This is a genomic window from Polaribacter sejongensis, assembly GCF_038024065.1.
GTDB classification, from domain to species: Bacteria; Bacteroidota; Bacteroidia; order Flavobacteriales; family Flavobacteriaceae; genus Polaribacter; species Polaribacter sejongensis.
This window is the reverse complement of record NZ_CP150667.1, coordinates 2,024,370-2,036,197: the sequence shown is the minus strand read 5'-3', so window position 1 is coordinate 2,036,197 and position 11,828 is coordinate 2,024,370. Positions and strand designations below refer to the sequence as shown.

Below are 11,828 nucleotides of genomic sequence, written 5' to 3'. Positions count from 1 at the left end.
ATAATACAAAATACTTTTTTTTGTTTTTTTTTAATCTTTTTTTAAAAATTGTTTGGTGAAGTTAAAAAAGGATGTATATTTGCACTCGCAAAACACAATTATGTGTCGCAAACTCCTTCTTAGCTCAGTTGGTTAGAGCATCTGACTGTTAATCAGAGGGTCCAAGGTTCGAGTCCTTGAGAGGGAGCAAAAAAGTCTTATCTTTATTGATAAGACTTTTTTTTTTGTTCTAAACTTTTTTAGATTCAGTTTGTGTTGACTAAAGATCATAGATGTTTAGTGCAAAAAATGGATCAACACAAAAAGTTGTGGAGTAAACTAAAAAAGAAGAACTTTGACTTTTAAATTATTTCTATTTTGGATACTTCAATTGAACGAATCAAGTCCAAACATTGTATGACTTGATAATTTTGTATAAATATTAAGGTGCAAAAATTTATTGTCACTTTGCGTTTACTTTAGTCAGCTGAATAAATAGTGGTGTAGGATCTAGGAATTATGCATAAATATTAGAAAGTTAAAGTCGAGAGATTGTAGATTTTTTACTAGACATAAAATACTTTCTTTTTAGTGCAAAAAAAAATTAATAAACACTTGTGCAAGTAATAAAAAGATTTATATTTGCAGTCGCTAATCATATTATATGTGAAGCAAACTCCTTCTTAGCTCAGTTGGTTAGAGCATCTGACTGTTAATCAGAGGGTCCAAGGTTCGAGTCCTTGAGAGGGAGCTAAAAAAGTCTTATCTTTATTGATAAGGCTTTTTTTTTGTGTCTATATTTTTTAAATTTAGACCATTGTGGAGTGGTTGATTGCGTTATTTGATTTTATGCGAAGTGGTAAATGTTTTTATTTTTTTTAGTTTTTTTCTTTTAGGCCTTGTGTTCTTTGTAGAGTTTCTTATGAATTCAAAAGAAGATGATATTGATGATGGTGGAATAAGTGATCTATTAACTGAGGCTGATGAAGTGGTAGTGGTGAATAATAATTTACTATTAGTAGATGAGTCTATAAAAGAAGTAGAAAATATACCGTTAAAAATTTATACGTCAACTAAAAACAAATGGTTGAATCCGACAGATAATTTTGGGAAATTTGAAAAAGGAGTTGAGAGAGATTAAGTGAACACTTGATTAGTATAGTTTATGCTGATAATTGCTTTTGCTTACTTCTGTTTTTTATATTGAATACCGCGTGAAGGATAGTAATAAAAAGCCCGCAGTGAGGCACGATCGAGGACTTGTAATGGATAGCCTGACCATTTTTAAGCTAAATGTCTGTTGTTATAAATTATGTTCTTTTAAAAATGGGCACGCCCAAAATATTAGAGCTATTTTAAAATAAAAAAACTCATCAATAATTAAATTGATGAGTTTTGATATATTCTCGATACAATTCCGAAAATACGGAATCATTAGAGTTGATAGTTTGGATAAATTACATAGCAACTAAATCGCCTGTAACATCTTTAGAAGGTAATTCTGTTTTACCCATTAAAAATAAATCCACTTGTCTTGCTGCTTCTCTTCCTTCAGAAATCGCCCAAACAATTAAAGACTGTCCACGACGCATATCTCCCGCTGTAAAGATGTTTTTAACATTGGTTTGATATTTTCCGTATTCTGCTTTGTAGTTAGAACGAGCATCTGTTTTAAGACCTAATTTATCTGCTAAAGTACTTTCTGGACCTGTAAAACCTAATGCTAATAAAGCTAAATCACAAGGCCATGTTTTTTCTGTACCTGCAATTTCTATTAACTGAGGTCTTTGACCTGGAACCATTTTCCATTCTACATTAACTGTTTTTAAAGCAGTTAATTTTCCGTTTGCATCTTTAACAAACTCTTTGGTGTTAATTAACCAGTTACGATCTGCACCTTCTTTGTGAGAAGATGAGGTCTTTAATTGTAAAGGCCAAAAAGGCCAAGGAGTTGTTGGTGAACGGTGTCCTGGAGGTTTTGGCATAATTTCAAAGTTTACCACAGATTTTGCTCCGTGTCTGTTTGAAGTTCCAATACAATCAGATCCTGTATCTCCACCACCAATTACAATTACATCTTTATCTGTAGCTAATATTTGGTCTTTTACTTCTTTACCAAACACAACTTTTGTTTGTTGTGTTAAGAAATCCATTGCTTGTACTACACCATCGGCATCAATACCAGGGGTTGGTAAGCTACGTCTTTCTGTTGCACCACCACATAATACAATACTGTCAAAAGCTTTTAATTCTTTTACACTATAGTTAACACCAACGTTTACGTTTGTTTTAAATATAATTCCTTCTGCTTCTAAAATAGCAACTCTTCTATCTATAATTCCTTTTTCTAATTTAAAATTAGGAATTCCGTAACGTAGTAAGCCACCAACTTCATCATCTCTTTCAAACACAGTTACTGTATGACCTGCTCTGTTTAATTGTTGTGCTGCTGCTAATCCTGCAGGACCAGAACCAACAATTGCAATTGTTTTTCCTGTTCTGTTTTTAGGAGGTTGAGGTTTTATCCAGCCTTCTTTAAAAGCACGTTCTACAATGTTTTTTTCAATATTTTCAATAGAAACTGGGTCTTCAATAATACCTAATACACATGATTGTTCACATGGAGCAGGGCATAAGCGACCTGTAAATTCTGGAAAATTGTTTGTAGAATGTAGTATCCATGATGCTTTTTTCCATTCGCCTTGGTGTACCATATGATTGAAATCTGGAATTAGGTTTCCTAATGGACAACCACTATGGCAAAAAGGAATACCACAATCCATACAACGTGATCCTTGTTTTGTTATTTCTTCTTCAGAAAGAGGAACTGTAAATTCTTTATAATTTTTTACACGATCTTTTACAGAAGTGTATGTTTCATCCTGTCTTTCAAATTCTTTAAATCCTGTTATTTTTCCCATGACATTATGCTATTGTTAGTTCTTCGAACATTGGTTCTTCTGTTTCTATACGTTTTAAGGCTTTCTTGTATTCAATTGGCATTACTTTTACAAAGTTTTTTAAGCTTGTATCCCAATCGGCTAACAATTCTGCACCTTTTTTACTGTCTGTATATAAAACATGTTTTTCTATTGTTGCTTTTAATTCAGCAGCAACTTCTTCAGAGATTTCTTCGAACTCAATAGTTTCTGTATTACAAAGTCCGTTTATAAATGTATTGTTAGGGTCATATACATAAGCGATACCACCACTCATACCTGCAGCAAAATTTCTACCTGTTTTACCTAAAACAACTACTTTACCACCGGTCATGTATTCACAACAGTGATCTCCAACTCCTTCTACAACTGCTGTTGCACCAGAGTTACGAACTGCAAAACGTTCTCCTGCAATTCCGTTTATATATGCTTCACCGGCTACGGCTCCAAACATACAAACGTTACCAACAATAATGTTGTTCTCTGCTAAAAAGTCTGCTTTTGCAGGTTTCTTAACGATTAATTTGGCTCCAGATAAACCTTTACCTAAATAATCATTTGTATTACCGTCTAAAGTAAATGTTAATCCATGAGCTCCAAATGCTCCAAAACTTTGACCTGCAGAACCTGTGAAGTTTATGTTTAGTGTGTCTTCAGGTAAACCTAAATGACCATATATTTTAGAAATTTCATGACTTACAATTGCTCCAACAGTACGGTTTGTATTTTTAATTGGATATGCTAAATTCATTTTCTCTTTTCTATATAAAGCTCTGTGAGAATCTTTTAATATAGTAAAGTCTAAAACTCCTTCTAAGTTGTGGTCTTGTTTTTCAGTATTCTTAACAATCATGCTTCTATAAGCAGTTGGTCTGTGTAAAATACTAGATAAATCTAAACCTTTTGCTTTATAGTGGTTTATCGCTTTGTTTGCGTTAATTTTATGAGTCTGACCCACCATTTCGTCTAGTGTTCTAAAACCTAGTTGTGCCATAATTGCTCTTAATTCTTCTGCAATATAGAAGAAGAAGTTAATTACGTGTTCTGGTGTTCCTTTAAAGTTTTTACGTAGCTCTTTATCTTGAGTTGCAATACCAACCGGACAGGTATTTAAGTGACATTTACGCATCATAATACAACCTGAAGCAACTAAAGGAGCGGTTGCAAAACCAAATTCCTCAGCACCTAATAAAGCTGCAATGGCAACATCACGACCTGTTTTTAATTGTCCATCACATTCTACAACAATTCTACTTCTTAAATCATTAAGAACTAAAGTTTGTTGTGCTTCAGCTAAACCAAGTTCCCAAGGTAAACCAGCGTGTTTTAATGAGGTAAGAGGAGAGGCTCCAGTACCACCGTCGTAACCAGCAATTAGTACAACATCTGCTTTTGCTTTGGCAACACCAGCAGCAATAGTACCAACACCAACTTCAGAAACTAACTTTACGTTAATTCTAGCGTCTCTGTTTGCGTTCTTTAAATCGTAGATTAATTGTGCTAAATCTTCAATTGAATAAATATCGTGATGAGGAGGAGGAGAAATCAATCCAACAAAAGGAGTTGAGTTTCTTGCTGCTGCAATCCAAGGTAAAACCTTTGATCCAGGTAATTGACCACCTTCACCAGGTTTGGCTCCTTGAGCCATTTTTATTTGTATTTCTTTTGCACTAGATAGATAGTGAGAAGTTACTCCAAATCTACCAGATGCTACTTGTTTAATTGCAGAGTTTCTGCTGTCTCCATTGATGTCTTTTTGAAAACGTTTTCTGTCTTCTCCACCTTCACCAGAATTAGATTTTCCTCCAATTCTATTCATAGCAATTGCTAAGTTTTCGTGTGCTTCTCTAGAGATAGATCCGTAAGACATGGCACCCGTTTTAAAACGTTTTACAATATCTGTCCAAGGTTCTACTTCTTCTAATGGAATTGGATCTAAGTTGTCAAACTGAAACAAACCACGAATTGTCATTAAACTTTCTGATTGTTCGTTAATTGTTTTAGCGTATACATCATAACTCGCCTGATCACTTAAACGAACTGCTTGCTGTAGTTTTGCAACTGTCGTTGGGTTAAATAAGTGGCGCTCACCATTTCTTCTCCATCTATAATCTCCACCAACATTTAAACCTAAGTTTTTGTCAATTTGATTATCTGGATATGCTTGTTTATAGCGTTGGTCAATTTCTTTTTCAACTTCATATAAACCAATACCTTCGATTCTTGAAGCGGTGTATGGGAAATATTTTTCAACAAATTGAGAGTTAAAACCTACAATTTCGAAAATCTGAGAACCTCTATAAGAGTGTAAAGTAGAGATCCCTATTTTGTTCATTACTTTTAAAATTCCTTTACCAATTGCTTGGTTGAAATTATCAACAGCTTTTTGCTCGTCTATACCAGTTATGAAGCCTTCTTTAACTTGCATTCTGATAATTTCATTAACCATATATGGGTTTACAGCACTAGCGCCATAACCAAATAAAGTTGCAAAATGATGCGGTTCACGTGGTTCTGCAGATTCAATAATAATATCGAAATAAGAACGCTTACGTAAACGGTTTAATTGATGATTTACAAAAGAACATGCTAATAAAGCAGGGATAGGAGCAAACTCTTGGTTTACGCCACGGTCTGATAATATAATGATGTTGTTTTTTTCTTCAATTGCTTTTTCTACCTGAATAACAATTGCGTCTAAAGCATCTTCAAGTCCGTTTAATCCTTGTGCTTTTGGATATAAAATTTCAATAGTCTTCGCTTTGAAGCTTTCAATATCTATATTTCTTATTTTTTCTAAATCGGCATTAGAAATAACAGGGTTCTGAATTCTTAGTTTTCTACACTGTCTGTTTGTAATGCTGAAAATATTTCTGTCTTTTCCTAAATTTAAACTAATGTCAGTTACAATTTCTTCACGAATTCCATCTAAAGGTGGGTTTGTAACTTGTGCGAATAATTGTTTAAAGTAGTTTGATATTAATTGAGGTCTGTCTGATAAAACAGCTAGAGGAGTATCAATTCCCATTGATCCTAAGGCTTCTTTTCCAACAATTGCCATTGGTGTAATTACTTCTTGAATATCTTCAAAAGTATAATTAAATAAACGTTGACGCGTTTTTACGTCAATGGTTTCAATTGGACAAGTTTCACCATTATAAGGAACATCTTTTAAGTGTAAACGAGATTTGTCTAACCATTCTTGATACGGTCTTTCAGAAACAATTTTACTTTTTATTTCTTCATCCTGAATAATTCTACCTTCATTCATGTCTACCAAGAACATTTTTCCTGGCTCTAATCTTCCGTGTTCTTTTACGTCTTCAGGGGCAACATCTACAACACCAATTTCTGATGACATAATTAAGCTACCACTTTTTGTAACCGTATATCTAGATGGTCTTAAACCATTTCTATCTAATAAAGCTCCAATATAATCTCCATCTGTAAAAGGTACAGATGCAGGTCCATCCCAAGGTTCCATAATACAACCATTATATTCATAAAAAGCTTTACGCTCCTTAGACATGGTTTTATGTTTTTCCCAAGCTTCAGGAATCATCATCATCATAATTTCTGGTAATGAACGACCGGTGTGGGTTAATAACTCAACCACCATATCCATAGAAGCAGAATCTGATTTTCCTGGTAATATAATTGGGAATAATTTATCTATTTGTGGTCCAAAAACATCACTTTTCATGATTTCTTCTCGAACTCTCATTCTACTAACATTACCACGTAAAGTATTAATTTCTCCATTCTGACACATGTGTCTAAATGGTTGGGCTAACTCCCAAGTTGGCATTGTATTAGTAGAAAAACGTTGGTGTACTAATGCTAAACGTGTTACTAAATCTATTTCTTGTAAATCTAAATAATAAGGTCCAATATCTTCTGGCATAATAATACCTTTGTAGATAATTGTGGTGATAGATAAACTAGGAATGTAAAAATATTTGCTTTCAGAAATTTTAGATTTTCTGATAGTATGTTCTGCTATTTTTCTAGCAGCATATAATTTCGCTTTAAAGGTAGCTTCGTCAATTTCATCTGTTTTACCTACAAATAATTGCTCAATATTAGGTTCAGAGGTCAGGGCAATTTCTCCTAATTGAGAAGGGTCTACAGGAACTTCTCTCCAACCTAAAATGGCAAGTCCTTGTTGTTTTATTTCTTCTTCAAATGTGGTTTTACAGAAATCATATTGGTTACTAACCTTTGGAAGAAACACCATTCCAACTGCATATTCGCGTTGTTCGGGTATAGGAAAATTACAGACTCGTTTAAAGTAGTCGTGAGGTATGTCTATTAAAATTCCGGCTCCATCTCCTGTTTTTCCATCTGCACTAACACCTCCTCTATGTTCTAGTTTTACTAGAATTTCTAGGGCATCATGTATGATTTGATTTGTTTTATCTCCATTCAAATTACAGATAAAACCAGCACCGCAATTTTCGTGTTCAAACTCTGGTAAGTATAATCCTTGTTTCTCCATATTGTGTTCAATTATATATACAAATCTATGTATTTTATTGAAAAGGATTCAGTATTCTTGCTGTTTTAATGTGATTTTTATGATGAAAACAATAAAACCGTGTAAAAAGATTACTTATGACAATCTAAGGGAATTTTATTAGCATATTCATAAAATAAGAAAAAAAGTCCACAAATTTTTAAATTTGCAGACTTTTAACATCATTTTAATTAAGTGACTAGTGCTCGTTTAGACGAAAATCAGGGTATGCATCCATACCATGTTCATGAACATCTAATCCTTCTAATTCTTCTTTTTCACTAACTCTAATTCCCATTGTTTTCTTTAGAGTGTATATAATGATAAACGAAGTTGCTAAGCAAAATACTGCATAAGAAGCTACTCCAATTAGTTGACTAATAAATTGATCTACACCTGCAAGGTTACCAAATATACCTACTGCTAAAGTTCCCCAAATACCACATATTAAGTGAACTGCAATAGCACCAACCGGGTCATCTAATTTTAATTTATCTATTAAACTAACTGCAAAAACAATAATTGCACCAGCGATAGCACCAATTAAAATAGCATCTGTAGGAGACATTTGATCTGCTCCTGCAGTAATACCCACTAATCCTCCTAAAATACCATTTAAGAACATTGTTAAATCTAGATTTTTATACATTATAGTAGAAACAATAGCAGCTACAACTCCACCGGCAGCAGCAGATAAACAAGTAGTTACTAAAGTTAAAGATGTTAATCCTGGATCTGCAGATAAAACAGAACCACCGTTAAAACCAAACCATCCTAACCAAAGTATTAAAACACCAGCAGTTGCTAAAGGTATGTTGTGACCTGGGATTGCTTGTATTTCTCCTTTTTTAAATTTTCCTATTCTAGCTCCTAATAAGCAAACAGCTACTACGGCTGCCCATCCACCAACGGAGTGTACTAATGTAGAACCTGCAAAATCATAAAAAGGTGTTGCTAATTGGTCTAAAAATCCACCACCCCATTTCCAAGAACCTGCAATTGGGTAAACGATACCTACGTATATTACGGCGAATATCATAAATGGAAGAATTTTCATTCTTTCGGCAACAGCACCAGAAACTATGGTTGCGGCAGTTGCAGCAAACATTCCTTGAAATAAGAAATCAGTCCAATATGTGTAACCTTCATTGTAAGTAAGGTCTAAAGCGCCTTCTGCTGTTAATGGAGATGATAATCCAAATCCTGCAAAACCAAAAATTCCAGAAGAGCCTTCTGCGAAACCAGGGTACATTAAATTAAAACCTACCAATGCATATAGTAAAAGTCCGGTTGTTATGATGAATATATTTTTAAAAAGTATGTTAAGTGTGTTTTTCTGTCTCGTTAAACCAATTTCTAAGAATGCAAAACCTAAGTGCATAAAGAAAACTAGTGCTGTACAGATCATCATCCATACATTGTTAATTGTTAATAATTCCATGTTTTTTTATTTTGATTTTTTCTTTAAAGTTTCACCACCTTTTTCTCCGGTTCTTATTCTGTATACTTCTGTTACGTCTGATACGAATATTTTACCATCACCAACTTCTCCTGTTGCTGCTGATTTAAGTAAAGCGTCTATGGTTATTTGTTCGAAATCATCATTTACTACTATAGATACGTGTCTACGTTGTATGTCGCTAGTGCTGTAGCTTACACCTCTGTATACGTGTCCTTCTTTTTCGTTCCCTAAACCAGTAACGTCCCAATAAGAAAAGAAATTTACATCTACTGCGTGTAATGCTTCTTTTACAGCGCTGAATTTGGATTTTCTTATAATCGCTTCTATTTTTTTCATGATATAGTTAATTGTTAATTATTTATTTAGTTTATTAGCTTTCGTGTTAAAATCACACAACTTACTTTGGTAAGTTATGTGATTTTTTAAAAATAATAATAACTAAACTTTTATTTTGATATTTTATTTATCGTCAAACTCTCTTTGTCTAACTCCTGGGTATGCGATAGATCCATGTTCGTGAACATCTAATCCTTCGATTTCTACTTCTTTACTTACACGTAATCCCATTGTTGCTTTTAAAATTCCAAGAACAATAAATGATAAGCCAATTGCCCAAGCAGCATATGCTAATACTCCAGTTGCTTGAACTCCTAATTGAGCAGCGCCACCACCATTGAATAATCCAATAGCTGTATCTCCGTCAACTCCCCAAAGACCTATAACTAAAGTTCCCCATGCACCGGCAACACCGTGTACAGAAGCAGCTCCAATAGCATCGTCAATTTTTAATTTCTTTTCTATAATTTCAATTGCAAAAACTACAATGATACCTCCAATTAAACCAGCAAGTACAGCGCCTCCAGCGGTCATGTTTCCACAACCAGCAGTAATACTTACCAAACCAGCTAATACACCGTTAAGAGTTTGTGCTAAGTTAGGTTTACCGTACCAGATCCAAGTAGTGATTAATGCTCCTAATCCACCAGCAGCAGCTGATAAGTTTGTGATTAATACTACGTTTGATGCAGCAATAGAGTCAGCGCCACCCCAAGCTAGTTGAGATCCACCATTAAAACCAAACCATCCAAACCAAAGGATGAATACGCCTAAAGTTGCTAATATTTGATTATGACCAGGAATAGGTAATACTTTTCCATCTACATATTTTCCAATTCTTGGACCTACCATAAAAGCGGCAACTAAAGCAGCCCATCCACCTACAGAGTGTACAATTGAAGAACCTGCAAAATCGATGAATCCCATTTCTGTTAACCATCCACTACCTTGCCATTGCCATCCTCCAGAAATTGGATAAATAACAGCGGTCATTACAATAGAGAAAATAATATATGTAGAGTATTTTGTTCTACCTGCAATTGCACCAGAAACTATAGTTGCAGTTGTTGCAGCAAACATAGTTTGGAAAAATAAATCTGCTCCTTCACCTTGAAATAAACCGCTCCAGAAGAACCATCCGTTAGAAGTGTCTCCGTACATTAAAGAGTATCCAACTAACCAAAACGTTAATGAGCCTACACAAATATCTAATAAGTTTTTCATTGCAATGTTAACTGCATTCTTAGATCTTGTCATTCCAGATTCTACTAATGTAAATCCTGCTTGCATTAAGAAAACTAAGATACCTGCAATAAGCATCCAGAGCATTCCCATGTCTCCATTTATTTGTTCAACAGCTTTTGAAACTTCTGTAACTGGTGTGTCTTGAAATAGTGTTAAAAATAAGCTCATATAAATTTAAAGTTTTAGTTAGTAAGGTGATGTGTTGATCTTTGTTTTTTCTTAGAAAGAATATACCGCTGCCATTGTTAAGGTAGAAGTGTTTTTCTCTGTTGGAAAAGCTTCGATAATATAATCGTCAGAATTATCAAATCTTAAATCAGTTATAAACTTTAAGTTGCTTGTTAAGTTAATGTTAGAGGTTAAAGTGAAAGCTGTTACATTGCTATCTACACTTCCTGCGCTAGTTGTAAAAAGTTCTGGTCTTAATCCTAAAGAGAATTTGTCAGAAAAAGCATTTTGTAAGTATAGTGCTACACCTTGGTATCCTTCGTCGGCGTCACTAGAGTTTGCGTAAGCTGCATTTATACCTACGTAAAAAGTGTCTGTTAAATCGAAACCACCTGTGTAGTCTAAAAACATCCAGTCTGTTGCTCCTCCAGCACTTACTGCTCCAGTAATAAAGTTTAAGTATTGACCTTTGTATCCTACTTGAGCTCCTAATTGGGTGTCGTCAGTAAGGTTTCCGTCTGCACTGGAAATACCGTGTGCGTTTGTTACAGCTAACATGAAAGATAAGTCTTCAGAAACTGCGTAGTCTGCTTTTATTCCTGTGTGAGAAAAAGGACCTGCATTAAATAAGTAAGATACAGTGTAGTTAAAGTTTGCTGAAGGATTGATAACTTCATATCCTAAAAATGTGTTGAACTGACCTGCGGTAATTGTTAATTTATCAGATACGTTGTAGTAAGCATATAATTGATTAATTGCTCCTGCCATGTTTGCGTCATCTGCTCTTGGTCCAAAAGCGATATCTGCAACAACACCAGCTTTACCTTTTTCGTAAGCAAATACGGTGTTAGCAAATCCTAAGCCAAATGCATTTGCATTTTCTGGAGCTGCAATTAATATTCCTGGTGTTCCAGGGTCTCTTGTAAAGTTAGTTGTGCCGTATACATCTACTGTACCGCTTAATGTAAAAGTTCCTTTGTCTTCGTTTTCTTGAGCTGTAGTTATTAGGCTAGTAGCTAATAATAATGTGAAAATTACTTTTTTCATAATGTTTCTTCTTTTAGTGTTAAGTGATTTTTATATTAATTGAACTGGGTCAAAAGTAAATATTAAATTTAAACTGACAAGGGGGTGGTTTTTCAAAATAGTGTATTTTAGATGTTATACCCTCAAAAAAATAGGG

7 protein-coding genes and 2 tRNA genes are annotated in these 11,828 nt (G+C 34.2%); 3 read left to right on the top strand and 6 right to left on the bottom strand.

Annotated features, from left to right (window positions below; all coding sequences use genetic code 11):
* Positions 1 to 113 precede the first annotated feature (113 nt).
* From WHD08_RS08480 to WHD08_RS08470, 3 genes are all read left to right on the top strand, one after another.
* Positions 114 to 187: transfer RNA gene (locus WHD08_RS08480), tRNA-Asn, on the top strand.
* A 469-nt stretch (positions 188 to 656) separates the two neighbouring features.
* Positions 657 to 730 (top strand) — tRNA-Asn (locus WHD08_RS08475).
* Positions 731 to 901: 171 nt separating this feature from the next.
* Positions 902 to 1,120 carry a hypothetical protein gene (locus WHD08_RS08470; protein ID WP_208891125.1) on the top strand — a complete coding sequence of 73 codons (219 nt, stop codon included), beginning with the start codon at positions 902 to 904 and terminating at the stop codon, positions 1,118 to 1,120.
* Positions 1,121 to 1,436: 316 nt separating this feature from the next.
* On the opposite strand, the gene WHD08_RS08465 is transcribed toward WHD08_RS08470, so the two are convergent.
* The 6 genes from WHD08_RS08465 to WHD08_RS08440 form a co-directional block, all read right to left on the bottom strand.
* On the bottom strand, positions 1,437 to 2,900 hold the full coding sequence (locus WHD08_RS08465; protein ID WP_165733023.1) for a glutamate synthase subunit beta: 1,464 nt from the start codon (positions 2,898 to 2,900) through the stop codon (positions 1,437 to 1,439).
* A gap of 4 nt (positions 2,901 to 2,904) precedes the next feature.
* Positions 2,905 to 7,416, bottom strand: a complete 4,512-nt coding sequence (gltB, locus tag WHD08_RS08460; protein ID WP_208891126.1) for a glutamate synthase large subunit — start codon at positions 7,414 to 7,416, stop codon at positions 2,905 to 2,907.
* A gap of 217 nt (positions 7,417 to 7,633) precedes the next feature.
* Positions 7,634 to 8,875, bottom strand: a complete 1,242-nt coding sequence (locus tag WHD08_RS08455) for an ammonium transporter (RefSeq protein WP_208891127.1) — start codon at positions 8,873 to 8,875, stop codon at positions 7,634 to 7,636.
* 6 nt (positions 8,876 to 8,881) lie between these two features.
* Complete coding sequence (locus WHD08_RS08450) at positions 8,882 to 9,232, bottom strand: P-II family nitrogen regulator (RefSeq protein WP_165733020.1); 351 nt, start codon at positions 9,230 to 9,232, stop codon at positions 8,882 to 8,884.
* Positions 9,233 to 9,355: 123 nt separating this feature from the next.
* Positions 9,356 to 10,645: an ammonium transporter gene (locus WHD08_RS08445; protein WP_165733019.1), complete on the bottom strand. Its 1,290-nt coding sequence runs from the start codon at positions 10,643 to 10,645 to the stop codon at positions 9,356 to 9,358.
* 51 nt (positions 10,646 to 10,696) lie between these two features.
* Positions 10,697 to 11,692 (bottom strand): outer membrane beta-barrel protein, encoded by a 996-nt coding sequence (locus tag WHD08_RS08440; protein WP_208891128.1) that lies wholly within the window; start codon positions 11,690 to 11,692, stop codon positions 10,697 to 10,699.
* Positions 11,693 to 11,828: the final 136 nt, after the last annotated feature.